This is a genomic window from Serratia sp. N21D137 (genome assembly GCF_047530005.1).
Lineage (GTDB): Bacteria > Pseudomonadota > Gammaproteobacteria > Enterobacterales > Enterobacteriaceae > Chania > Chania fonticola_B.
In genome coordinates, this window is the sequence record NZ_JBLJAJ010000026.1 from 40164 (window position 1) to 63976 (window position 23813).

The 23813-nt window shown below is 54.6% G+C and carries 20 protein-coding genes, 1 tRNA gene and 1 pseudogene; 6 read left to right on the top strand and 16 right to left on the bottom strand.

Features of this window, described 5'->3' with window-relative positions:
* Positions 1-143: 143 nt before the first annotated feature.
* From bcsE to bcsG, 3 genes are read left to right on the top strand one after another with little or no spacing between them, the layout of a single operon-like run.
* On the top strand, positions 144-1706 hold the full coding sequence (gene bcsE / locus ACMV5H_RS18760) for a cellulose biosynthesis protein BcsE (RefSeq protein WP_414822275.1): 1563 nt from the start codon (positions 144-146) through the stop codon (positions 1704-1706).
* Complete coding sequence (gene bcsF, locus ACMV5H_RS18765; protein WP_223500647.1) at positions 1703-1900, top strand: cellulose biosynthesis protein BcsF; 198 nt, start codon at positions 1703-1705, stop codon at positions 1898-1900. Before bcsE ends, bcsF begins: the two co-directional genes overlap by 4 nt.
* 2 nt (positions 1901-1902) lie before the next feature.
* A complete protein-coding gene (gene bcsG / locus ACMV5H_RS18770; protein WP_414822276.1) occupies positions 1903-3558 on the top strand; it encodes a cellulose biosynthesis protein BcsG in 1656 nt (551 codons plus the stop codon).
* Positions 3559-3719: 161 nt separating this feature from the next.
* Here the strand turns inward: bcsG and ACMV5H_RS18775 are convergent, their stop codons facing one another.
* The 10 genes and pseudogenes from ACMV5H_RS18775 to ACMV5H_RS18820 all read right to left on the bottom strand — a co-directional run bounded on the left by ACMV5H_RS18775 (position 3720) and on the right by ACMV5H_RS18820 (position 13683).
* Positions 3720-4019: a helix-turn-helix domain-containing protein gene (locus tag ACMV5H_RS18775; RefSeq protein ID WP_021807729.1), complete on the bottom strand. Its 300-nt coding sequence runs from the start codon at positions 4017-4019 to the stop codon at positions 3720-3722.
* Positions 4016-4365, bottom strand: a pseudogene (locus ACMV5H_RS18780) (type II toxin-antitoxin system RelE/ParE family toxin). The gene ACMV5H_RS18775 and the pseudogene ACMV5H_RS18780 overlap by 4 nt, the downstream one beginning before the upstream one ends.
* Before the next feature lie 226 nt (positions 4366-4591).
* A complete protein-coding gene (gene dppF / locus ACMV5H_RS18785) occupies positions 4592-5581 on the bottom strand; it encodes a dipeptide ABC transporter ATP-binding subunit DppF (RefSeq protein ID WP_414822277.1) in 990 nt (329 codons plus the stop codon).
* Positions 5578-6558, bottom strand: a complete 981-nt coding sequence (gene dppD, locus ACMV5H_RS18790; RefSeq protein WP_021807726.1) for a dipeptide ABC transporter ATP-binding protein — start codon at positions 6556-6558, stop codon at positions 5578-5580. Before dppD ends, dppF begins: the two co-directional genes overlap by 4 nt.
* A 14-nt stretch (positions 6559-6572) precedes the next feature.
* Positions 6573-7475, bottom strand: a complete 903-nt coding sequence (gene dppC / locus ACMV5H_RS18795) for a dipeptide ABC transporter permease DppC (RefSeq protein WP_414822278.1) — start codon at positions 7473-7475, stop codon at positions 6573-6575.
* A gap of 11 nt (positions 7476-7486) precedes the next feature.
* A complete protein-coding gene (gene dppB, locus ACMV5H_RS18800) occupies positions 7487-8506 on the bottom strand; it encodes a dipeptide ABC transporter permease DppB (protein ID WP_037376574.1) in 1020 nt (339 codons plus the stop codon).
* Positions 8507-8668: 162 nt separating this feature from the next.
* The gene (gene dppA, locus ACMV5H_RS18805; RefSeq protein WP_059199128.1) at positions 8669-10276 is read right to left on the bottom strand and encodes a dipeptide ABC transporter periplasmic-binding protein DppA; all 1608 of its coding nucleotides are present in this window, start codon (positions 10274-10276) and stop codon (positions 8669-8671) included.
* An 862-nt stretch (positions 10277-11138) separates the two neighbouring features.
* Positions 11139-11215, bottom strand: a tRNA-Pro gene (locus ACMV5H_RS18810).
* Positions 11216-11340: 125 nt separating this feature from the next.
* On the bottom strand, positions 11341-13035 hold the full coding sequence (eptB, locus tag ACMV5H_RS18815; RefSeq protein ID WP_021181587.1) for a kdo(2)-lipid A phosphoethanolamine 7''-transferase: 1695 nt from the start codon (positions 13033-13035) through the stop codon (positions 11341-11343).
* A gap of 222 nt (positions 13036-13257) precedes the next feature.
* A complete protein-coding gene (locus ACMV5H_RS18820) occupies positions 13258-13683 on the bottom strand; it encodes an organic hydroperoxide resistance protein (protein ID WP_024486966.1) in 426 nt (141 codons plus the stop codon).
* Between the two features lie 130 nt (positions 13684-13813).
* Here ACMV5H_RS18820 and ACMV5H_RS18825 point away from each other — a divergent pair, with 130 nt between their 5' ends.
* Positions 13814-14413: an HD domain-containing protein gene (locus ACMV5H_RS18825; RefSeq protein ID WP_059199131.1), complete on the top strand. Its 600-nt coding sequence runs from the start codon at positions 13814-13816 to the stop codon at positions 14411-14413.
* A 500-nt stretch (positions 14414-14913) separates the two neighbouring features.
* On the opposite strand, the gene ACMV5H_RS18830 is transcribed toward ACMV5H_RS18825, so the two are convergent.
* Entirely contained in the window at positions 14914-16314 is a 1401-nt protein-coding gene (locus ACMV5H_RS18830) for a glycoside hydrolase family 1 protein (protein ID WP_414822279.1), read from the bottom strand.
* Between the two features lie 23 nt (positions 16315-16337).
* Positions 16338-18215 (bottom strand): PTS beta-glucoside transporter subunit IIABC, encoded by a 1878-nt coding sequence (bglF, locus tag ACMV5H_RS18835; RefSeq protein ID WP_021807721.1) that lies wholly within the window; start codon positions 18213-18215, stop codon positions 16338-16340.
* Positions 18216-18845: 630 nt separating this feature from the next.
* On the opposite strand from bglF, the gene ACMV5H_RS18840 reads away from it, so the two are divergent.
* On the top strand, positions 18846-19595 hold the full coding sequence (locus tag ACMV5H_RS18840; protein ID WP_094983249.1) for an NAD-dependent epimerase/dehydratase family protein: 750 nt from the start codon (positions 18846-18848) through the stop codon (positions 19593-19595).
* A 65-nt stretch (positions 19596-19660) separates the two neighbouring features.
* Here the strand turns inward: ACMV5H_RS18840 and ACMV5H_RS18845 are convergent, their stop codons facing one another.
* Positions 19661-19897, bottom strand: a complete 237-nt coding sequence (locus tag ACMV5H_RS18845) for a DUF4282 domain-containing protein (RefSeq protein ID WP_021807719.1) — start codon at positions 19895-19897, stop codon at positions 19661-19663.
* Positions 19898-20339: 442 nt separating this feature from the next.
* Here ACMV5H_RS18845 and ACMV5H_RS18850 point away from each other — a divergent pair, with 442 nt between their 5' ends.
* A complete protein-coding gene (locus ACMV5H_RS18850) occupies positions 20340-21038 on the top strand; it encodes an HAD family hydrolase (protein WP_037376573.1) in 699 nt (232 codons plus the stop codon).
* Positions 21039-21108: 70 nt separating this feature from the next.
* Here ACMV5H_RS18850 and ACMV5H_RS18855 read toward each other — a convergent pair whose 3' ends face one another.
* From ACMV5H_RS18855 to terD, 3 genes are all read right to left on the bottom strand, one after another.
* Positions 21109-22353: a vWA domain-containing protein gene (locus ACMV5H_RS18855; protein WP_414822280.1), complete on the bottom strand. Its 1245-nt coding sequence runs from the start codon at positions 22351-22353 to the stop codon at positions 21109-21111.
* A gap of 193 nt (positions 22354-22546) precedes the next feature.
* A complete protein-coding gene (locus ACMV5H_RS18860) occupies positions 22547-23122 on the bottom strand; it encodes a TerD family protein (protein ID WP_021807716.1) in 576 nt (191 codons plus the stop codon).
* Between the two features lie 72 nt (positions 23123-23194).
* On the bottom strand, positions 23195-23773 hold the full coding sequence (terD, locus tag ACMV5H_RS18865; protein ID WP_021807715.1) for a tellurium resistance membrane protein TerD: 579 nt from the start codon (positions 23771-23773) through the stop codon (positions 23195-23197).
* Positions 23774-23813 lie beyond the last annotated feature (40 nt).

Here is a 23813-nt window from a genome sequence, read left to right on the forward strand (position 1 = left end):
AAAAAATTGGGCCAATAAGATGAATCTTAACGGGTATTATCCCTCTAATGGCTAGATTTGCTATGCTAACTCTGGCATTACGCTTTTAAAGTGACCCGTTCGGGTTTGGTCTACGCCACTTTCAACAAAAGTAGAATAAATCTATGGCGAACTCTTTTTCATTAGGTATCCGACGGATTTGGCAAGAATTGTCGGCTATGCAATCCCCAGGTTTTTACTGGGTGAATATCGATCGCCAGAGCGATGCCAACCTATTTTGCCGGCAGATCATCGCCGCCCAGGAAGAAAATGCCCAGTTGGCACTGATTTGTAGCGGCAATCAGGTAGATACTTTATTGGCCACGCCTCTTTCCCCTGCGATTAAAAAGTTTCCTTTATATAGCCTGCCAGAAAAAAAGGCGGCGCTGCTGCATTTGGCCGACGATCTGATGCGTGAGCTAAAACCCAGCAACCGCTTACTGATCCTGTTGGCCCACGCCAGCCTGTGGCAAACCTTTACCAGCGATGAATTGCGCAACTGGGCCGCTCAACTCGGCCAATGGTTACACCAGCGGCAGTGTACGCTGGTGATACTCAGCCACGGCAGCGGCGTGAGTAAACTCAAAGGCCAGCTAGCCGCCGAGCACCGCATTCTCAACGGCCTGGCCAGCCTGCAGGGGCTACAAGGCAGTGCCCAGTATCTGGTGCACTGGTGGAGCACGGCAAACGGCATCAATGCCAATCAGTTGTTCACCCTGACCGAAGGCCCGGAAGGCTGGCAAGGGGCAGACGACAGTAACCAACCCTCCCCTACCCCGGAACGCAACGACGAGGGCCTGTGCCTGGCGGAACAACGCATTCTCGAGGGCGCCCCGCCGCTATCGGCCAGTTGGCAACTGTTTGAGGACAATACCAAGTTGATGCAGCGTGGCATGCTGACCATCGCCGCCACGCTGATCTTCGCCCTGTTTCAAAGTGACGAAATTGACGAGTTGGCCCATCAGATCCATAGCCTGCGCCGCAGCAGGGGCGACGGACTGAAGATTGTGGTGCGCGAGATGAGCGCCAGCCTGCGCTACAGCGACGAACGCCTGCTGCTGGCCTGCGGTGCCAATCTGATCGTGCCCCACGTGGCACCGCTTTCCAATTTTTTGACCATGCTGGAAGGTATCCAGGGCCAGCGACTATCGCGCCATATTCCGGCGGATATCGATAACCTGCTCGCCGGTTTGCGGTCAATGCAACTGAAAGGCTACCTGCCGCTGGAGGAATTCAGCCGGGCGGTGACTTCCCTTATGGAAAATACCCTGTTGCCGGAAGATGGCAAAGGGGTGATGGTCGCCCTGCGCCCATCACCGGGGTTGAGCGCCCGCCAGTCGATGACGCTGTGCCATTTGCGGCGTTTTGGCGACATCATGACCGTGGCGCAGAATCGACTGTTCCTGTTCCTTTCCACCTGCCGGATTAACGATCTGGATACTGCACTGAAATTCGTCTTCCGCCTGCCAGTGAGTGAGGCGTTCAGTAACCGAGTAGTGTGGCATCTGGATGTCGATATTATCGATAAAATCAGGCTGATGCGGCAGCATATCGAGTTTTCGCTCCCCGCCAGCAAGCTGCAATCGGCCGCTGTCACCACCCACGCCGTAGAAACGGAACACCAGACCGAACGCCGGGAACCCATTCCCTTCACCCTGATGAGCCTCGGGCAGGAGGAACAGCCATGAACGCACTTGACGATATCGTGCAACTGGTGCTCCTGTGCGCCATAGTGTTTATCCCTACGGGATACCTGCTGCATCGCCGTTTCCCCAACTGGCGCCGATCTTGGCAGAATTTGTTGTTATCACCGCGCTATTTAAAGTCGGCAGGGCTATGGGTGCGCGCAGGTTCCACCTCTCAAATCAAGCGTAAAAAATAACCATGAGTGACGATAAAATAACGCAACCTAACAATACCTTATGGCGATACTGGCGCGGTCTTGGCGGCTGGAACTTCTATTTCCTGGTCAAGTTCGGCCTGCTGTGGTTCGGCTATCTGAACTTCCATGCGCTGCCCAACCTGGTGTTTATGGCCTTTTTACTGATGCCGATCCCGTCGCCGCGCTGGCACCGCTGGCGTCACCTGATCGCCATTCCTATCGGTATCGGTTTGTTTTACCACGATACCTGGCTACCGGGGATTAACAGCATCCTTAGCCAGGGCTCGCAGCTCACCGGTTTCAGCGCGGATTATCTACTGGAGCTGACCAACCGCTTTATCAACTGGCAGATGATTGGCGCCGCCTTCGTGCTGCTGATTGCCTACCTGTTCCTGGCCCAATGGATACGCATCACGGTATTTACCGTGGCGGCATTGGTGTGGTTGAACGTGGTCAATATTGCTGGCCCGGCGGTCTCCTTGCTGCCTGCCACCCATACCGCTACGGTGACGGATACCCCGTCTACACCGGCCACGGCGAGCACGCCAGGCGGCAATCTGCCTGCGGCCAATGGCCCACCGACCAATGCCAACCTCACGGCCTACCTGGAGCAGTTCTACCAGCAGGAAAAAGCCCGAGCGACCACCTTCCCGGCCGCCTTACCCGCCGATGCCCAACCGTTTGACGTGCTGATCATCAACATCTGTTCGCTGGCCTGGGCCGATCTGGATGCCGTCAATCTGCGCAACCATCCGCTGTGGGCCAAGATGGACATTATGTTCACCAACTTCAACTCGGCCACCGCGTACAGCGGCCCAGCGGCCATCCGCCTGCTACGCGCCAGCTGCGGCCAGCCTTCGCATCACGATCTGTATCAACCCGCCAATCAGCAGTGTTATCTGTTTGACAACCTGGCCAGGCTGGGCTTTAAACAACAGCTGATGCTGGATCACTCTGGCGTGTTCGGTAATTTCCTGAAAGAGCTGCGTGAGCAAGGTGATATGCAGGCTCCGCTGATGTCCCAGGCAGGGATCGGCAATGAGCTGGCCTCATTCGACGGTGAACCAATCTATAACGACCTACAACTGCTCAACCGCTGGCTCGATCAGCAGAAACAGGGCGGCGATGCCCGCACCGCCACCTTCTTCAACCTGATCCCGCTGCATGACGGCAACCGCTTTGTCGGGGGTAAACAGACCGCCGATTATCAGCCTCGAGCGCAAAAGCTGTTTGATCAGTTGAACACCTTCCTTGATGAGCTTCAGAAATCCGGACGCAAGGTGATGGTGGTGATCGTGCCGGAGCACGGTGCGGCGCTGGCGGGCGACAAAATGCAGATGTCTGGCCTGCGGGATATCCCAAGCCTGAACATTACCCATACGCCGGTTGGTATCAAACTGGTAGGGATGCAGGCCCCGCACCAGGGCAGCCCGGTGGAGATTAAAACGCCGAGCAGCTATCTGGCGCTGTCTGAGCTGATTTCCCGTCTGGTGGATGGCAAGGTATTCAGCGCGCCAAGCGTCGACTGGCAAGTGCTGACGCAGAACCTGCCGCAGACTGCGGTGATCTCGGAGAATGACAATGCCATCGTGATGCAGTATCAGGGCAAGGCGTATATTCGCCTTAATGGCGGGGATTGGGTGCCTTATCCCCAGTAACTGGTGAAGGGAGTTTTGCGGTTATAGACTGAAACTGCAGACATTCCCTCACCGGGCTCAAAATATAGGGGCGCGGCATGCTGCGCCCCGTTTTGAGTTGATTGGGGAATTTTTGCAATCTTCGGTTAATTAGACCTGGCTCGAGACCAAAGCACCTTCGATCAGATATGGAAGACTCGCCCACCGCCTTCCGGCATCTCTACAGTCAGACTCAACTTCCCACCCATAGCTTCAATATAGCGTTTTAGCGTCGCTAACTTTACGTCATTACCACGCTGCTCTATTTGTGCAACCGCGGATTGGCTTACGCCCATAGCTTCGGCCAGGCTTTTCTGTGACAGTTGCAGCTCATCACGCATCAGTTGCAAACCTGTTTCTAGCATCATTTCGTCGGCCATTTCCTTGATACGGGCTTGGCTCTCAAGAGAACGGGCAGCGACTGCATCACGTAACGTTTTCATTTGGATACCTCTTGTGTGGCTAAATACGCCGTAAATTCATCATCCGCTATTCGGATCATTGTCTCGTAAAAACGCTTATCATTACTTTTATCACCAGCGCACAACACAATGGCTTGGCGTTTGGGGTCGAAAACAAAAAAGGCACGGATTGGGCGGCCCGAATACTGAACACGCAGCTCTTTCATATTCTTGTATCTTGAACCTTTTACCGTGTCAGCGTAAGGACGTGGCAGTTGAGGCCCATACGTCTCCAGGTTCACAGGTCAGCCAGTACCTTCTCCTGCATCCCTTCTTCCTGCTCTTGCAACCAAGAATCAAATGTCGAGGTAAAAATAACAGTCCACAAAGCCCTCTCCTTTATAAGCTACAACTTATAATTAATTCTATAAGTCATAACTTATAGCGTCAACAATATCGACTAAAAAGTAATCACCATGGGATTTGCTTCGCATCTATAAGTAAAAAAACGCCGGTATCGCTACCGGCGTCAGATTGAAGATCGAGTGTTAATGTCGCTGAGGTAACCAGGCGCAGCACGCAGAGTATCTACGCTGCGAGCCCGGTTAGTAGTCTCAAGACCCGGTAGCTTCATCCTGGTCAACGGCAAAGCAGGACACCATCTGATCGCCATACTGCTTGAGCTGCGGTTGCAGCTGGGTGCAGGTGCCAAAGGCACGGCGGCAGCGGGCGTTAAACGCACAACCCGGCGGTGGATTCATCGGGCTTGGTAGCTCGCCGGTCAGCTTGATACGCTCCCGGCGCATGTCCGGGTTCAGGCGCGGCGTAGCGGAAAGCAGTGCCTGAGTGTACGGATGGCGCGGATTGTTGAAGATGGCGTCTTTACTGCCCTTCTCCACGCAGCGGCCGAGGTACATCACCATCACTTCATCAGCAATGTGCTCCACCACCGACAGATCGTGGGAGATGAACACGTAAGACAACCCCAGATCCTGTTGCAGATCCATCATCAGGTTCAATACCTGCGCACGCACGGACACGTCCAGCGCAGAGACCGGCTCATCGGCAATCACCACGTCCGGGTTGAGCATCAGCCCACGCGCAATGGCAATACGCTGACGTTGGCCGCCGGAGAACATATGCGGGTAACGGTCGTAATGCTCGGTTTTCAGGCCGACCTTCGCCATCATCTCCAGCGCTTTCTCACGCCGTTCGGCGCTGCTCAACGAGGTGTTGATCAACAGCGGCTCCTCGAGGATCTGCCCCACCTTCTTACGAGGGTTAAGCGATCCGTAAGGATTCTGGAACACGATCTGGATCTTCTGGCGGCGCAGCTTCTCTGCCGTCACGTCCGGCTTAAGCAGATCTTGCCCCTGATAGTACAGCTCACCACCGGTAGGGATTTCGATCATGGTCAGCAGGCGGCCCAGCGTGGACTTGCCACAACCAGACTCCCCAACCACCGCCAGGGTTTTACCACGCTCAAGGGTAAAGGAAACCCCGTCCAGCGCCTTCACCAGTCGTTCCGGGGCAAACAGCCCCTTCTTGACCGGGTAGTGTTTTTTCAGGTCAATGGCCTGCAATAAAGGGTGGTTCTGGTTCATACGGTCGGCCTCCCCGCATCATCCAGCGGTGTGTGACATTTAACCTGACGGCCGGGAATGCTGCGCAGTTCCGGCTCTTCTTCGCGACAGTGTTGGGTAGCATACGGGCAACGCGGGTTCAGCAAGCAGCCTTCCGGCCGATCGTACTTGCCCGGCACCACACCAGGCAGCGAGGCCAAACGCGCCTTGTCGGTAGCAAACTCCGGCAACGCACGCAGCAGCGCCTGGGTGTACGGGTGGCGCGGCGAACGGAAAATTTCTACCGCCTTGCCGGATTCCACCACCTGCCCGGCATACATCACGATGATGTGGTGTGCCGCTTCCGCCACCAGCGCCAGATCGTGGGTGATCAGCAGCAGCGCCATATTTTCACGCTGTTGCAGCTCGAGCAGCAGCTCAATGATCTGGGCCTGAATGGTCACGTCGAGCGCGGTCGTCGGTTCATCCGCAATCAGCAGCTTGGGCCGGCAGGCGATCGCCATGGCGATCATCACACGCTGGCTCATCCCGCCAGAAAGCTGATGAGGGTAAACGTCCAGCCGCGAGGCCGGATCGGGAATGCCTACCTGATTGAGTAGGTCGATAGCGCGTTGGCGACGGGTACGGCGATTACCGCCCTGATGCACCTTCAGCGCTTCCATAATCTGGAAACCGACGGTATAGCACGGGTTCAGGCTGGTCATCGGGTCCTGGAAGATCATCGCGACTTCGGAGCCCACCAGCTGGCGGCGCTCTTTTTCCGAGATTTTCCGCAGGTCCTGGCCGTTGAACTCCAGCTTGTCGGCCATCACCTTGCCGGGGAAATCGATCAACCCCATGATTGCCAGCGAACTGACGGATTTACCGGAGCCGGATTCGCCGACGATGCCAACCACCTGCCCCTGTTCTACGCTGTAGCTGATTCGGTCTACCGCGCGGAACGGCGCACCTTCGTCACCGAAGTGCACCGAAAGCTTGTCTACATTTAATAACGCCATTCTCTCTTCCTCTGTTACTGCTTGAGTTTGGGGTCGAGAGCATCACGCAAGCCGTCCCCCATCAGGTTAAAGGCCAAAACCGTCAGCAGAATGGCCACCCCTGGGAAGGTCACAACCCACCAGGCACTTTGCGCGAACTGCAACACGTCGGAGAGCATGGTGCCCCACTCCGGCGTTGGCGGTTGCGCACCCATACCCAGGAAGCCGAGAGCGGCCATATCCAGAATGGCGTTCGAGAAACCGAGAGAAGCCTGCACGATCAGCGGTGCCAGGCAGTTTGGCAGGATATTGACGAACATCTGACGCGCCGCCCCAGCCCCCGCCACGCGGGAAGCCGTCACGTAATCGCGGTTCACTTCCACCAGCACCGCAGCGCGGGTCAAGCGGACATAGTGCGGCAAAGCAACGAAGGTCAGCGCCAGCGAGGCGTTAACGATCGAGGGCCCAAACACCGCCACCAGCACCAACGCCAACAGCAGGCTTGGCAGTGCCAGCATGATATCGACCACGCGCATGATGATGGCATCGACTACGCCGCCGAAATAACCGGCCAACAGGCCGAATACCACGCCCATCACCAGCGAAAGCACCACCACCAGGCAGCCGACCAACAGCGAGAGCCTGGCACCGTACATCAGGCGCGACAACACATCACGGCCGACATCGTCGGTACCCAGAATAAACTTCCAGCTGCCGCCATCCTCCCAGACCGGGGGCCTAAGCAGGGCATCACGGAACTGTTCGGCAGGCGCATGTGGAGCCAGGAATCCTGCCCCCACGGCAACCACCAGCATGACCACGATATAAACCAGGCCAACGACGGCCCCTTTGTTGCGCTTGAAATAGTGCCAAAACTCCTGGAACGGGGTCATTGGCTTCGGCGCACCGTTCACTACAGACTCGGTAATTTGAGACATCAGAGCGCCCCTTATTTCTTGTGGCGAATACGCGGGTTGACCACGCCGTAGAGCACGTCTACCAGCAGGTTAACCAGAATAATCATACAGGCGACCAACAATACGCCGCCCTGAACAACCGGATAATCACGGCGTTGCAACGCATCCATCAGCCAGCGGCCAAGCCCCGGCCAGGAGAAGATGGTTTCGGTCAGGATCGCCCCGGCCAGCAAGGTACCAACCTGTAGGCCGATCACCGTCACCACCGGCAGCAAGGCGTTACGCAACGCATGCACCACGATCACCCGCATACGGCTCACACCCTTGGCGCGCGCAGTACGGATATAGTCTTCACCCAGCACTTCCAGCATGGAGGAACGGGTCATACGCACGATAACCGCCAGCGGGATGGTGCCCAACACGATGGCAGGCAGGATCATATGCATCACGGCGTCGATGAAATCACCCGGCTCACCCCAGAACAGGGTGTCGATCAGCATAAAGCCGGTCAGCGGCAGGCTGTCATCGAGGAAGACCGTATCGCTTATTCGCCCCGATACGGGCGTGAGGTTGAGCTGTACCGAGACCAGCATGATCAGCATCATGCCCCACCAGAAGATCGGCATTGAATAGCCGGTCAGGGAGAGACCCACGGCGGTATGGTCAAACACCGAACCTCGCTTGACGGCCGCCAGCACCCCCACCGGGATACCGACAATCACCGCGAAGAGCATCGCGCACAGGCCCAGTTCCAGGGTGGCCTTAAAGCGCGGCACAAACTCTTCCCACACGGAGATACGGCTTTTGAGGGACGTCCCCAAATCGCCATGCAGCACGTTGGTGACGTAATTGAAGTATTGGTGATAGAGCGGTTTATCCAGCCCCATCTCTGCCATGAGTTGTGCATGGCGCTCTGCGGAGATCCCGCGTTCCCCGGCCATAATGGTCACCGGATCGCCGGGGATCATATGGACGAATGCAAAAGTCAGCAACGTTATGCCGATAAACGTTGGGATAACTAACCCCAAACGTCGGAGTATGAACTGCAACATATCCCGAACTCTCTGTATAAAGTGCCTGGCAGCTCATCGTCCGCCAAGCTTATTAAAACTCACACGCTTCACGACATTCTTCTGGGGACGGGAATGCAGGGGCGCAACGTATTGCGCCCCTGCAGATTAACTATCCCAGTCCTTCAACCCGCCTTGGTAGGCTTAGTCCAGAGAAACGTTCTCAAAGTGATGTTTACCAAGCGGATCGACCACATAGCCCTTCACTTCTTTACGCACTGGCTCGTAAACGGTGGAGTGGGCAACAATCAGCGCCGGGGCCTGATCGTGCATGACTACCTGAGCCTGCTTGTAGAGTGCGACGCGTTTGTCGTGGTCTGCTTCGGCACGGGCCGGTTGGATCAGATCCTCAAACGGCTTGTAGCACCAACGGGAGTAGTTGGAACCATCTTTAGCGGCCGCACAGCTGAACAGCGTGGCGAAGAAGTTGTCTGGATCCCCATTGTCACCGGTCCAGCCCATCATGACCGTCTGGTGCTCACCGTCTTTGGCACGCTTGAGGTACTCGCCCCACTCGTAGGTGACGATCTTGGCATTGACGCCAATCTTCGCCCAGTCGGACTGGATCATCTCAGCCATACGGCGTGCGTTCGGGTTATACGGACGCTGTACCGGCATCGCCCACAGATCGATGGAGAAGCCATCTGGCATGCCTGCTTCTTTCAGCAGCTCTTTGGCCTTGACCGGATCGTAAGTGTAATCTTTGATCTCGTCGTTATAGCCCCACATGGTTGGTGGGATCAGGTTCTTGGCAGGTTGACCCGCCCCCTGATACACCGCATCCACGATGGCCTGCTTGTTCACCGCCATGGTCAGTGCCTGACGCACCTTCACGTTATCCAGCGGCTTCTTCTCGGTGTTGAACGACAGGTAGCCGACGTTCAGGCCAGGCTGTTCCATCAGGTTGATGGTTTTGTCCTGCTTCATGCGAGCGATGTCTGCCGGGTTCGGGTACGGCATGACCTGGCACTCGTTTTTCTGCAGTTTGGCGTAACGCACAGAGGCATCTGGCGTGATGGAGAACACCAGGCGATCGATCTTCGGTTTGGTGCCCCAGAAACCGTCAAAGGCCTTGTAGAGGATTTTGGAGTCTTTCTGGTACTGCAACAGTTGGAACGGCCCGGTACCCACAGGGTTCAGGTCCACTTTCTCTGGCGTACCGGCTTTCATCATCTTGTCGGCATATTCTGCAGACAGAATAGAAGCGAAGTCCATGCCCAGGTCAGCCAGGAATGGCGCTTCTGGACGGGTCAGCGTGAAGCGAACGGTGTTGTCGTCCACTTTCTCGACTTTGCTGATCAGATCCTGCATGCCCATACCCTGGAAGTATTCATAGCTGCCGCCAGAAACCTTGTGGTAAGGGTGGTTTGGATCGAGCTGACGCATGAAGGAGAACACCACGTCGTCGGCATTCAGTTCACGGGTAGGTTTGAAATCTTTGCTGTCCTGCCACTTCACGCCTTTGCGCAGGTGGAAGGTATAGGTTTTACCGTCTTCGCTGACGTCCCACTTCTCTGCCAGGCCGGGTTCCAGTTCGGTAGTGCCCAGTTTGAACTCAACCAGACGGTTATAGATTGGCACTGAGCTGGCATCATAGGTGGTGCCGGAGGTGAACAACTGCGGGTTGAACCCTTCAGGAGAACCTTCAGAACAGTAAACCAGCGTCTTTGCCTGCACGCTGGCCGCAACGGTCAGCGCAATCAGGCCGATACCGAATTTCAGAATCCCTGATTTACCCAAGGAACTTGTCATCGCTAGTGCTCCGTATGTGATGTGGTGTGTGTGTATTACCGCCAGAGCCTAATATTTTTTGTTACGCGGCCTGTGCGGTCAGTGCCCGAAGGCAGGAGGAATAAAAAGCGCGAGAATGCCCGATGGAACGCATCACGGCGGGGCGTTTGAGCGAGTGAATTTCACTCATACACCTCTCACTCTTATCCCTGAGGGTACCAAATTGCCAACTGTTTGGGGTGCCGTCAATATAACCAGTAGGGATTTACCTAGACTGTGAGAAACAGCAAGCAAACATAAAAAAAACCTTTCAGCAACATTTACAGCATTAAAACTTGTGCTACCGGTTAAATCTTGGCGTCATGAACCAGCGTTAAGGACCTATCCAGCATTAACCTCCAATAAAAAACCAAAAAAGATTATTGCTGAATGATGAATATCTGAGCGGTTATTTTTGTGATCCCGGTAAAAGACAGGAGGAAATGCTGGGGCACTGCCCGAAAGAGGGAGCTGGGTGGAGGGGTTGTGCGTGAGGGATTTCTTACCATTCCGCTGGCTACTGACCCCACGTTGCGAGTGGACTCGCAACCATTAAAAGAGCCCTCTTGCCAGCCTCTACTTCCCCTCACACTATTGATGCCTAGCTAGAGGTAGACATTTTTTGCCATACGGGCAGGAGTTGCTCGTCGCGTTGAGCGGGATGTCAAAGCTGTGCATACGGATCTTCAGGCGTTGTTGGCTTGCGGCATCGTTGATAAGGGTACAGCCGGGGTGATTTTCCCCTACGACCAAATCCATTTCGATTTTGTCATTGGCAAGGCAGCCTGAGCGATAAACTCCAGACGTAAAAAAGCCCGCTTAAAAAAGCGGGCTTTCTTGAATGTGGTCGGCGAGAGAGGATTCGAACCTCCGACCCACTGGTCCCAAACCAGTTGCGCTACCAAGCTGCGCTACTCGCCGATGCGGGGCGCATCTTACTGCCGGGCCGTATACGCGTCAATCTCTTTTTCACCACCGCACACCAAGTGGCGCTAAAAGCGCCAAACAGGCCAGTATCTGAGCGGATACGGCCCTTCTGGTTCGGTTTACAGCGCTTTGGCGTCCGCTTTGCTCTGCGGGAGGCGGCACCAGTTATTGCTCTCAACAATACCGCCGTCTGGCGAGGTATAACCCAGGCAACCGAGGATAGAGTCAAACAGTTCTACGTGACGGTGCGGCTGGCCAACCCGCTGTTGGGTCTGCAACTGCTCAAACGCACTCTTATGCTGTGGGTCTTCGAGGTATTTATCGGAGGCCCAGACGATCATCGGCACACGGAACTGCTCCGGCGGGGCCATTTCACGCGGCGTACCATGCAGGTGCGAGTTTTCACCAATGGATTCGCCATGGTCGGCCGCGTAGAACACGATAGCCTTCTTATCGCGCACCTGGTCAATCACGCTGTCGATAAAGGTATCGGTGTACAGCACCGAGTTGTCATAGGCGTTAATCAAGCGCTCTTTGGAGCAGAACTCATCCACGCCCATGCATTCCGGCTGATAACGAGCAAAACTGCGCGGATAGCGCTGTGAATAGAGGTAATGCGACCCTTTGGTATGCAGGATCACCAGATGCTTACCGTTGGGATGGCGGGCCAGCGACTCTTTCATCTCATCCACCAACAGCATATCGTCCACCGATTTACCGTCGTTACGCTTCTCTGAGGCGATCATTTCACGGAATGAATAATTATCTACATCAGTATTGTTGTAGAACCATACCTCGCTCTGCATCGCGAACAGTTCGGAACTGAAGCCCAGCTCTTTCAGTACGGCAAAGATATTCTGCTCTTTCAGGGTTCGCTGCGGGTTATCCGAGGTACCATGCTCGCGCACGAACATACAGCGCAACGAAAGCTTGGTAGAGGTATCACAAGATTCCCCACGAAATGCCACCAGGTTTTTCTCCTGCGACAGCTTTGGCGTGGTATCACGCTCATAGCCCAGGATGCCCATATGATCCCAGCGGGTGGTTTCACCGATGATAAACACCACGTAGGTGTCATCAATGCCCTCTGGCGCAACATAGGTAAAGTTCTTGCTGGGATCGAACATGTTGGCTGCATCCGAGCTTTCATCATAACGGGTATAGGCAAACAGCCCCAGCGCCGAAAGCCAGTTGGAAGGCAGATAAGAGTGCGCCACCACCCCCCCATAGCTCGGCAGATCGATATTGGTGATCTTTTCCTGTGCGCTTTGCTCTTTATCCAAGGTACGCAACGGCAGCCACACCAGCGCGACCACCGCCAACATGATCAACAGTGGCTTAATCCGCTGCCCTGGCGTTTTCATTTGTTCGATCAGGGTATCGCGCAGGTTATTGCTCCAGATGCACAACAGCGGCAAAGCGCTGACCACGATCATCCACAGCACAAAATTCAGCCCGACCACCTCTTTGGAGAGATCGATATCGGTGGTCATCACCGAAACGATAATCCCATAGCCAATCACCACGTTGAAGAACGTCATGTAGTAACTGGCAGCGACGGAGATCAATACCAGCAAAGAGGCGACGATGCGGTAAAACAGCCGGCCCCCGAGGGATACCAGCCGCATGATAAAGAAGGTGAACAGGACAATGGCAATGACTTCTGTCACCGCAGAAACCACCTTGATCCCCTGAATGCCGTGCGCAAAAGAATCAAAACGACGATAGAAAACGGAAAGGTTTAAAAAGATGCCGATATAGATCGCTAACAATAACGATAAATTCTGCTGTGATAGCGATTTAACTTTGTTCATGTAACGCAGTGGCTCCGGGCTTCAAGTTCTGAAACCATCAGACAGTCGATATGCCCTCAGGTTCAGCCGATGGGCAATAAGCATCATTCTGCAGAACAGAATCAAGAAAAATCTCAGTAAACGAGCATTTTTTGCCAATTTTGTGAGAAAAATAGCGGGGAGACAGGACTTGTGAATGGGGGAGCACTGTCCCCCTCTTTCACCGGTTATTGGCAGAGAACATTATTTAATGTTAAGGGTTACATCGATATTGCCGCGCGTGGCGTTGGAGTAAGGGCAGACCACATGGGCTTTCTTCACCAAGTCTTCCGCGACGCTACGCTCAACGCCCGGCAAGCTGATATCCAGCTGAACCTCAATGCCAAAACCGTTGGGGATCTCACCGATACCGACGGTGCCCTCGATGGAGGCTTCAGCAGGGATTTTCACTTTTTCCTTCGAGGCGACAAACTTCAGTGCCCCCAGGAAACAGGCCGAATAGCCCGCGGCAAACAGTTGCTCAGGGTTGGTAACCTCCCCACCGGCGCCGCCCATCTCTTTCGGCACGCCTAATTTCACGTCCAACACGCCGTCGGATGAGGTTGCACGGCCGTCTCGGCCACCGGTTGCCTTGGCATGGGCGCGATAAACCACTTTCTCAATAGACATAGATCGTTCCTTTTCGGGTTGGTGACCCGATCCAGTGTAGACCATTCTGCGCGTAGCCCAGGCTCGCACAACCGACGTTAAGCACGGTATGCTAAGTTCTATCTATCGGATGCCACAGGGAAATCAAAGCATGACTGACACCTTGGCCGAACGTGCCCGCCGCTATGCCACCAAAGCGCATGGAGCGATCGATCAGCGCCGCAAATACACGAACGACCCGTATATTGTGCATCCACAGGCAGTGATGGAGATTGTCAGCAGCGTGCCGCACAGCGAAGAGATGCTGGCTGCGGCCTGGTTGCATGACACCGTGGAAGATACTCCCTCTACGCTGGCCGATATCGAAAGCCATTTTGGCCTGCAGGTTGCCAGCCTGGTCGCTATGCTGACCAACGTCAGCGTCGGCAGCGCGGAAAATCGCTATCAACGCAAGAACCGCGATCGTCGCCACAGCGCCAATGCCTCCCCACAGGCCAAAACCATCAAGCTGGCCGATTTGATCGACAACACCCGTTCCCTGCTGCAATACGATAGCCACTTCGCCAAAACCTACCTGGTGGAAAAACAGCGCCTGCTGGAAGTGCTGACCGAAGGCGATCCACAGCTGTGGCGGCAGGCTAGCTATATCATCGAACAGGGCTTGCAGGCGCTGCAGCTGCCTCCGCATAACGTCCCGGCCCGTTGGTTTGACCATGCCCGGCAGCGATATCAGGCAAACGAGGTGGTGTAAGCTTGAGATAGGAGGGAGACATAAGCACTGCTATGGCCCCTCACCCTAGCCCTCTCCCACAGGGAGAGGGGACCGATCGAGTTGCCTATCAGTTACAGAAATTACCTGGCCATTGCCCCCAATCAGATCCCTTTTAGGCAGGGAACAAAACGTTCGCAGCCCCCAACCGCAACACCGTGGCAGCTCCCTATCCCTGTGGGAGGAGACCGTTCGAGTTGACTATCAGTTGCAGAAATTACCTGGCCATTGCACCCAATCAGCTCTCTTTTAGGCAGGATAAAGCGATCGCAGTACCCGACCGCAACACCGTGGCAGCTCCCTCTCCCTGTGGGAGGAGACCGTTCGAGTTGCCTATCAGTTATAGAAATTACCTGGCCATTGCACCCAATCTGCTCCCTTTTAGGCAGGACAAAGCGATCGCAGCACCCGACCGCAACACCGGGGCAGCTCCCTCTCCCTGTGGGAGAGGGTTGGGGTGAGGGGCCTGTTTTCCTGAGTAATTACTTGATCTTCAAGCTGCTGCCGTTGCTGTGGATCACATCGCGATACCAGTAGAAACTCTTCTTGCGGCGGCGCTCCAGGCTGCCGTTACCTGCATCATCGCGATCGACATAAATAAAGCCGTAGCGCTTCGCCATCTCCGCTTTGGAAGCACTGACAAGATCGATCGGCCCCCAACTGGTGTAACCCATCACCTCAACCCCATCGTCGATCGCTTCCGCAACCTGCACCAGATGATCGTTGATATAGTCAATGCGGTAATCGTCGTTGATGCTGCCGTCGGCCTCGATGCAGTCTTTCGCCCCCAGGCCGTTCTCGACGATAAACAGCGGTTTCTGATAGCGGTCATACAGCACGTTGAGCAGATAGCGCAGCCCCACCGGGTCAATCTGCCAGCCCCATTCCGAGCTTGCCAGATGCGGGTTAGGCACCATGTTGAGGATATTGGCCCGGGCGGTCTGGTTCTTTTCTTCGTCGGTGGTGACACAGCCACTCATATAGTAACTGAAGGAGATAAAGTCGACGGTTTCGCGCAGCGCCTGCTTGTCTTCCTCGGTGATCGTTACCTGAATGCCGTTCTCACGGAAGAAGCGCTTCATATAGGCCGGGTACGTACCGCGTACCTGTACATCACCGAAGAACATCCAGTCGCGGTTCTGGCGCTGGGTTTCCAACAGGTCTTCCGGCTTGCAGCTCAGCGGATAAAGAATACCGCCCAGCAACATATTGCCGATCTTACCGTCCGGCACGATCTCATGGCAGGCTTTTACCGCCTTGGCGCTGGCTACCAACTGATGGTGGATTGCCTGGTAAATCTCGCTTTTGCTGCTGTCTTCCGGCAGACCCACGCCGGTGAACGGCGCATGCAGCGACATGTTGATCTCATTGAAGGTCAGCCAGTGTTTGACCTTGTGCTTGTAACGCTCGAACACCGTGCGGGCGTAACGCTCGAAGAACTCAATAAGTTGGCGATTGCCCCAACCGCCATACTTTTGCGTCAATACATAGGGCATTTCGTAATGCGACAGGGTGATCAACGGCTGAATGCCGTATTTTGCCATCTCGTCGAACAGTCGATCGTAAAATGCCAGCCCGGCTTCATTCGGTACTTCTTCGTCCCCTTGCGGGAAGATACGCGTCCAGGCGATCGAGGTACGCAGGCACTTGAAGCCCATCTCGGCAAACAACGCGATATCTTCAGGGTAACGGTGGTAGAAATCGATCGCCACATCCTTGATACCGCTGTCTCCGGCAACGCGCGGCGTCAGCCCACCAAAGATCCCTTGGGGTTGCAGATCTGACGTCGAAAGGCCTTTGCCATCCTCCAGATACGCGCCTTCTACCTGATTTGCCGCGACCGCGCCGCCCCATAGAAAATGCTGTGGAAATTTGCAACTCATCGCTTTCTCCTCAATAAACCTGATTAACGTAATAGTGTCAGCAGCGGTGCCTGTTCCTGCACCGGGCTTTGGCCGCTGGTGAGCACATCGACATAGTCGTCACTGTTGCTGATGATGATCGGCGTGGTGGTATCGAAACCTGCGGCACGGATCGCCTCTTGGTCAAACTCGATCAGCAGATCGCCCTGTTTAACGCGATCGCCCTCTTTGATGTGGGCGGTAAAATGCAGGCCGTTAAGCTTGACGGTATCGATACCCACGTGGATGAGCACCTCAGCCCCCTCATCTGATTCAATGCCGATGGCGTGCTTGGTTTTGAACAGCGATGCCACACAGCCATTGACTGGGGCCACCACACGGCCCTGGTGCGGCATAATGGCCACGCCTTTACCCAGCAGGCCGCTGGCAAAGGTGGCATCCTGAACCTGTTCCAACGGGATGATGTCGCCAGCAATCGGGCTGGTGACCTGCTGCTTGCGGTTGAGAGATGCCTGTGGAGCTGGGGCCGGGGCCGCTTCAGCCGGTTGTTCCGCTGGCGGTACGAGGCCGAACAGATAGCTGGCAATGGTCGCAAACACAAACGATACCAAGGTACCGGCAATCGCCCCCAGGACCGTCGCATCAAAGCCGCCCGCCGGAATGATCTGGGCAAAGGTGAAAATACTGACCAAACCAAACGAGTAGGTTGCCGTGTGGAAGTAACCGATCACCGCACCACCCAGCGCCCCGCCAATACAGCCGAAAATAAATGGCCGTTTGTTTGGCAGAGTGACCCCGTATACAGCAGGCTCAGTAATACCGAAGATACCGGCGGTAACGGCAGAGCCCGCCATCACCCGCAGCTTGGCATCGCGGGTACGCAGCATCACGCCCAACGTAGCCCCCACTTGCCCCATCACCGCAGGCAGCAGCAGTGGAGACAGAGTGTCACGGCCAAACACGCTCATATTGTTGAGCATCAGCGGTATCAGCCCCCAATGCAGGCCGAAGATCACACAGACCTGCCAGGCCGCGCCCATAAAGGCACCGGCCACGATCGGGTTGAAGGCATAGATAGCCTGATAGCCATTGGCCAACATCAGGCTCAGCCAGGTAGCCGCCGGGCCAATCAGCAGGAAGGTGAGCGGCACGGTGATCACCAGGCACATCAACGGCGTCACGAAATTACGCAGTGCGCTGTGCAACACGCGGTTAAATAGCGGCTCCAGGCGGCAGGATACCCAGGCGGCAAAAATGATCGGAATGACCGACGAGCTGTAGTTGATAAAGGTAATAGGGATGCCGAGGAAATACTCCGGCTGGGCACCCGGAAGCTGAGCCGCCTCAAAAGCCCCCATCATCAGCGGATGCGTCAACGCTCCACCAATAGCCATGGTGACAAAAACGTTACCGCCAAATTTCTTACCTGCGGTGTAACCCAGCATGATCGGTAAGAAATAGAACAGCGCGTCACTCGACGCAAACAGCAGCTTGTAGGTGCCGCTACTCTCCAACAGCCAACCACAGGCCAGGCTCAACGCCAGGAAGCCCTTCAGGATCCCCGAAGCCGCCATCACACCAAGCAACGGGGTAAAAATGCCGGAAACCACGTCGATAAAGCGGCTGAGCAGGTTTTCCTGTTTATCTTCTTGTGCATTGGCGGGCGTTTCCTCATCCGCACCAAGCTGCGCATTCAAGGCGTTATAAACCTCCCCGACGTGGTTACCTACCACCACCTGAAACTGGCCACCGCTTTCCACGACCATGATGACGCCCGGATTTTTCTTCAGCGCCTCCGCATCCGCCTTACCGTGTTCTTGCAGTTTAAAACGCAGGCGGGTGGCGCAATGCACCAGGCTTTTCACATTGTCGCGGCCACCGACGCCGGCCAAGATCTCACTGGCTAATTCCTGATATTTCATGGTTGCATCCTTAACGCTTAACCTTGCTGCTCCCCAGACACGGTGATGGCCAATCGTCGTGGAGGAATTCAGCGCAAAAAAAAACCTAAACCTCGCGGCCTCTGATCCCAACATGGGGAAACAGAAACTCGAGGTTTAGGTTTTGCCTGCCAAAGCAGTGACAACCCTAAATCGGTTGAGCTATGACGGTAACATTCTGTTTTTCAGTGCGGCAAGGCTTTCCGCCACAAAGTTGCCGAAGTGTGATCCGGTAGACAAAATCCCCTGTCATCCCTTCAGCACTTTTGTAGCGCTATCCAGCCACAAAAAACATTACATAATTTAACCTATTTCCGGAGTGTAATTTACAGTAAAGACATGTCTTAACACGCAACAAAACATAATCAATAAAGACTAAAACCATTAAATAACATCGAATTACGATTTATTTTCGACCTGTTTGTTTCATCAGCCTTATCATTATACTCATTTTTGAGTAGCCTCAAAACCCTCTTAAAACCCGTATAAATACTAAGTAAAATCTTAATTAGCCCAGAAAACACATCAGAAGCACTAACTAAAGATGGACAAATATAGTTCGGAGTATTATTACTAGACTCCAGAAAATTTGTTTTAGGGAACGTAGTCGCCATGGCATTACGTACAGAGCTTGGGCGGGTGTTGATTACCGGTGCCGGTGGCCGAGTGGCTACCGTGTTCAGGCAGTTCGCTGGCCATCGTTACGATTTTCGCCTGGCGGAAAAAAAAGCTGGCCTGATCTCTCATTTGCGGCCCAATGACGAGGTACTGACGTTCGATATCACCGATATCGACGCTTGCCGGGCAGCCTGCGCCAACATCGATACCGTGCTACATTTGGCTGCCGATCCTTCGGCGGATGCCGATTTCTGTTCTTCACTGATGAACAACAACATCCTTGGTACATTCAACATCTTCCGGGCAGCGAAAGACGCAGGCTGCCAACGCGTGGTGTTTGCCAGCAGTGCACAAGCGGTGGAAGGCTATCCATTGGATTACCAGGTGCGCCCGGACGATGCGCCGAAGCCGAAGAATATGTACGGGGCCAGCAAGGCGTTTGGCGAAGGGATCGCCGCCTATTTTGCCCATCAGGAGGGGCTTTCTGCACTGTCGGTGCGGATTGCCAACTTCACGACGTTGGAAGCGGGGCAACAGATCAGCGCGCGGGATATGAGCGCCTTCCTGAGCCACCGGGATGCCGCCGATCTGCTCGATCGCTGCATCCGCGTTACCAACGTGCAGCATGCAGTGGTGCATGGCATCTCTAACAATCGCTATAAGCGACTGTCGTTAGAGGAGACCACGCGACTGCTGGATTACTACCCCGAGGACGATGCGTTTACCCTGCTCGGGTTTAGCTGAGTGGGCGCAGTACGCTGCGCCTCTGCGTTGTGAGCCCGGTGAGGAAATGTCTGCCGTTCACCACATTACGGCTTTTCAGCAATCTTGCGTAGGTACTCGTTATTTTTGAAGGCGATGATCACCATTTCAAAACAGACACGGGTAAAGACACCGCCAATGATCATGGCCAGTAGCCCACGGAAAAACTCACCATAGAACATCGACCCGATGCCACCGACCAGGATGCCCAGCAGGCAAAGCCAATAAACGCCGGTAATGATTTTCGGCGTCAGCATCGCATCAAAAAAGAAAATATTTTTCATTGTGTATCCCTTCATTCGTTAAGGTTGACCATTCCTGAGCGGCAAAGTGCCCTCAAGCTGGAATTAAGTATACTGGCCAAAGATGACAAAAGGTAAGAAGATGTGATGGATTGTTATCCCTACGTTTAAGGGCGTAGCGATGCTCAAATCTGATGTTACCTGGGAAAACTCCCGAGCCAGGTCAGATGAGCTACCCTTTCTGAATGCTAATCTGCCAGCGAGCATCAGCAGGAATGGGCAAGGTTTACCGGTGGTAGCTAGATTGCTGGTTTTCATAGCCCTTGAACCCCATATGCTTTAATGGGGTGACATGCCCGTCACTAGGGTTAGCGCCACCGCCGCAGGCTTGGCTGGCAAAAATTCAACCTGTGGGGGAGTTCTGCTATCATCCACAGGATTGGGGGGAATGCCCTGTGTTGCACAGTAGAGGTATGATTTAAAAATGGATACAGAGGCAAGTCGGACAACGCAAGTTTTGTCGGTTTTTGATTTTGACGGAACGCTGACTCACCACGACAGTTTTATCCCATTCCTGCGTTTCGCTTTTGGCCGGCGCGTATTTGCCCGTCGCTTATTGCGGCTGGCGCAGCCTGCATTTAAGCATATGCGCAAAAAACTCACCCGCGACGAGCTAAAAGAAACCCTGATTAAGGTTTTCCTGACCGGGGTTGATGAGCACTGGTTCCGCCAGCAGGCGGAAGCCTTTTGTTCGGCCTATTGGACCAAGCTGATGCGCCCTTCCGGGCTGATTGCGGTTGCCATGGAGGTCAGCTCCGGCGCTGAAGTCACCATTTGTTCTGCTTCACCAGCCCTGGTGCTACAGCCGTTTGCCGATCGTTTGGGCATCAAGCTGATTGGTACTCAGTTGGAAGTGGTCGACGGTAAACTCACCGGGCGCATCACCGGCCATAACTGCCGCTGTGGGCAGAAGGTTGAACGCCTGGAAAGTATCTACGGCCCATTGGGGAACTATCATCTCAGAGCCTGGGGCGATACCCGTGGGGACTACGAACTGTTGGCGGCTGCCCAGGATGCGCACTGGCGGCATTTCCATCCGGCCTGGTCAAAGCGCCGCTCTGCGATCAAAAGGTTGCGCGTGGCGGAGCCTAATGTCATCGGCAAGACGAACCAACAACGGTAACCATTACCAGCCCCAGCAACACTATTTCCCCCTAGCCCTTCCCTTGTGGGAGAAGGGCCAGGGCTCATGGCTACACAATAATCCGGTCCGCCTTGGCCGCGTCATACCACTCTTTAAACTCTTCCAGCAGCAGATCGTACAAACGATCTTCTTTCATCGTGGCAAAGTCGTCAATCGCGAAGAAGTTGGTGTTGTCCACCCGGCGATCGGTGAAGGTATCCAGCTTTTCCAGCACGCCGTAATTCGAGCCACCCAGGCCGACAAACTTCCAGAAAATCGGATAATTGGCCGAACGCTTGATCGCCTCTTTGATCTGGCGCGTTTTGCTGATGCCACCGTCGGTAATAAACACCACATACACCGGCATATCGCTATGCTTAAACGTATCGATCAGCTCCTCCATCACCGGCGGCTCATTATTGGTGCCACCCAGTTTTGGCAGGATCTCCCACATTGAGCGCTTGCCGCTGCCCTGGATCGCCTTGATATAGCCATCAAGATTATCCAGCGTCACATCGGGATATTTGGCATGTTTTTCGGCAAAGCCCCAGACGTCCATCGAGCCGTCATCATCAAACTGTACGGCCAGCACGGCGATGCGATCCAGTACCGCCTGCACATTGCCCTTTTTGAACTGCCCGGTCATCGATCCTGAAGCATCCAGCACGAACGCGACCTTGGCCTTTACCGACTGCAGATTGAATTTAGCCAAGCTGACGGTGACGTTCTTCGCCAGGCTCACCAGATGCGGAGCTTTATCCTGCAGTTTTTTCTCCAGGCTGACGGTCGGCGGCGGAGAAGCAGGCGCCGCTGGCTGAGCCACATCAACGCCATAGTTTAACGCCAGCGGCTCCAGGCCACCGTTAAACCCTTGCCCCAGCGCGCGCAGCTTCCAGTTACCGGCATGGCGATAAATTTCGGCGACAATCAGCGCCTTCTCCTGACGACCCGGGGTTTCTACGCTGTATTGGGCAACGTTCTGCGCATCCATTTTCAGGTGTTGCAGCCCAGAGATCGCGTCCAAGCCATCAATCACCAAAGTGATGGCAATCTTGCTGACATCGGCGTCAATTTTGCTTAGATCTAACGAGAGGGTGCTGCTTTGGTGGGTGGTTTGTAAAACGACGCTGCGGTTGGGAGTAGCGGTTTGATTGAAGAAGATAAAATCGGCATCGCCACGGACTTTGCCCTCGGCATTCAGCAGGAATACTGCGGTATCAGGCTCACTCTTAAAACCAGGGCTGGCGGGGTACTGCAGGGTCAGGTTGAGCTGGGTGCCATTGACCACCAGATTCTGGCCGGACTGTAAAATCATCAGGATAACCTCCTGTTAAAATAGCTTTTCCATAACGGGGATATTGATGGTGGGACTGGGCAAGGGGAGCGTGTAATCCCCCTCACCCCAACCCTCTCCCACAGGGAGAGGGAGCTGATGCGGAGCCATAATCAGATGCAGGGGTTAATCTGTAGCCCCTGACCTCGGTTCTCACACTGGCAACGAGCCTATCTTAGATATTCACGCCATGCTGTGAAGCCAGAGCGGACAGGCCACCGGCAAAACCTTGGCCTACTGCCTTGAATTTCCACTCGGCACCGTTGCGATACAGCTCGCCGAACACCATCGCGGTTTCGGTAGAGGCATCTTCAGACAGGTCGAAGCGGGCGATTTCGGTGCCGTTATCGTTGTTGAAGATACGCATGTAGCTGTTGCTGACCATGCCAAAGTTCTGTTTACGCGCTTCGGCATCATAGATGGTCACGGCGAAAACCAGTTTCTTGACTTCAGCAGGCACTTTGCTCAGCTCAATTTTGACCTGCTCATCGTCGCCATCGCCTTCACCGGTGCGGTTGTCGCCCTGGTGCTCAACGGAACCACAGGCACTCTTCTTGTTGTTGAAGAAGATAAAGCTGCTGTCGCCCAGCACCTTACCGTCATCACCAACCATAAATACGGAGGCGTCCAGGTCAAACCCTTGGCCATCGGTGACACGCGCATCCCAACCTAAGCCAGCCATGGCAATGTTCATGGTTGGTGCTTCTTTGGTCAGGGATACGTTACCGCCTTTTACGAGAGAAACTGCCATTTTAAAGCTCCTGCTTTGTAGGGGATGATACGGGCAGTAGTGTACTGCCCGTCATATTAACTAGCTTATCGATCAGGACGCGTTGATGCCGTACTGAGCACACACGGAGGCCAAGCCACCGGCATAACCCTGACCTACCGCGCGGAATTTCCACTCGGCGTTGTTGCGATACAGCTCACCAAACAGCATGGCGGTTTCGGTGGACGCATCTTCTGTCAGGTCGTAACGGGCCACTTCGGTCTGGTTGTCATCGTTCACCAAACGGATAAAGGCACCGGATACCTGGCCGAAGCTCTGACGACGAGCCTGCGCATCGTGGATAGTGACCACAAACACGATTTTGTCGACATCCGCTGGGATCATATCCAGTTTGATTTTCAGAGATTCGTCATCGCCGTCGCCTTCACCCGTACGGTTGTCACCGGTATGGGTAACGGAACCGTCAGAAGAAGTCAGGTTGTTATAAAAAATGAAATCAGCATCACCGCGCACTTTCCCGTTTGCGGCCAGCAGGAATGCAGAGGCATCCAGGTCAAAGTCTTGACCATCGGTGGAGCGTGCGTCCCAACCCAGACCAATCAACACATTCTTCATGGTTGGGGCTGCTTTACTCAGGGAAACATTACCGCCTTTAGATAAAGAAACACTCATTGTTCTAACCTCTCAAAAAAGTAAACTCATGCGAATTGAT

What these genes read in the sequence shown, in the direction of transcription:
- bcsE (WP_414822275.1), top strand. Translation starts at nt 144, where the DNA reads ATGGCGAACTCTTTTTCATTAGGTATCCGACGGATTTGGCAAGAATTG.
- bcsF (WP_223500647.1), top strand. Translation starts at nt 1,703, where the DNA reads ATGAACGCACTTGACGATATCGTGCAACTGGTGCTCCTGTGCGCCATA.
- bcsG (WP_414822276.1), top strand. Translation starts at nt 1,903, where the DNA reads ATGAGTGACGATAAAATAACGCAACCTAACAATACCTTATGGCGATAC.
- ACMV5H_RS18775 (WP_021807729.1), bottom strand. Translation starts at nt 4,019, where the DNA reads ATGAAAACGTTACGTGATGCAGTCGCTGCCCGTTCTCTTGAGAGCCAA.
- dppF (WP_414822277.1), bottom strand. Translation starts at nt 5,581, where the DNA reads ATGAACCAGAACCACCCTTTATTGCAGGCCATTGACCTGAAAAAACAC.
- dppD (WP_021807726.1), bottom strand. Translation starts at nt 6,558, where the DNA reads ATGGCGTTATTAAATGTAGACAAGCTTTCGGTGCACTTCGGTGACGAA.
- dppC (WP_414822278.1), bottom strand. Translation starts at nt 7,475, where the DNA reads ATGTCTCAAATTACCGAGTCTGTAGTGAACGGTGCGCCGAAGCCAATG.
- dppB (WP_037376574.1), bottom strand. Translation starts at nt 8,506, where the DNA reads ATGTTGCAGTTCATACTCCGACGTTTGGGGTTAGTTATCCCAACGTTT.
- dppA (WP_059199128.1), bottom strand. Translation starts at nt 10,276, where the DNA reads ATGACAAGTTCCTTGGGTAAATCAGGGATTCTGAAATTCGGTATCGGC.
- eptB (WP_021181587.1), bottom strand. Translation starts at nt 13,035, where the DNA reads ATGAACAAAGTTAAATCGCTATCACAGCAGAATTTATCGTTATTGTTA.
- ACMV5H_RS18820 (WP_024486966.1), bottom strand. Translation starts at nt 13,683, where the DNA reads ATGTCTATTGAGAAAGTGGTTTATCGCGCCCATGCCAAGGCAACCGGT.
- ACMV5H_RS18825 (WP_059199131.1), top strand. Translation starts at nt 13,814, where the DNA reads ATGACTGACACCTTGGCCGAACGTGCCCGCCGCTATGCCACCAAAGCG.
- ACMV5H_RS18830 (WP_414822279.1), bottom strand. Translation starts at nt 16,314, where the DNA reads ATGAGTTGCAAATTTCCACAGCATTTTCTATGGGGCGGCGCGGTCGCG.
- bglF (WP_021807721.1), bottom strand. Translation starts at nt 18,215, where the DNA reads ATGAAATATCAGGAATTAGCCAGTGAGATCTTGGCCGGCGTCGGTGGC.
- ACMV5H_RS18840 (WP_094983249.1), top strand. Translation starts at nt 18,846, where the DNA reads ATGGCATTACGTACAGAGCTTGGGCGGGTGTTGATTACCGGTGCCGGT.
- ACMV5H_RS18845 (WP_021807719.1), bottom strand. Translation starts at nt 19,897, where the DNA reads ATGAAAAATATTTTCTTTTTTGATGCGATGCTGACGCCGAAAATCATT.
- ACMV5H_RS18850 (WP_037376573.1), top strand. Translation starts at nt 20,340, where the DNA reads ATGGATACAGAGGCAAGTCGGACAACGCAAGTTTTGTCGGTTTTTGAT.
- ACMV5H_RS18855 (WP_414822280.1), bottom strand. Translation starts at nt 22,353, where the DNA reads ATGATTTTACAGTCCGGCCAGAATCTGGTGGTCAATGGCACCCAGCTC.
- ACMV5H_RS18860 (WP_021807716.1), bottom strand. Translation starts at nt 23,122, where the DNA reads ATGGCAGTTTCTCTCGTAAAAGGCGGTAACGTATCCCTGACCAAAGAA.
- terD (WP_021807715.1), bottom strand. Translation starts at nt 23,773, where the DNA reads ATGAGTGTTTCTTTATCTAAAGGCGGTAATGTTTCCCTGAGTAAAGCA.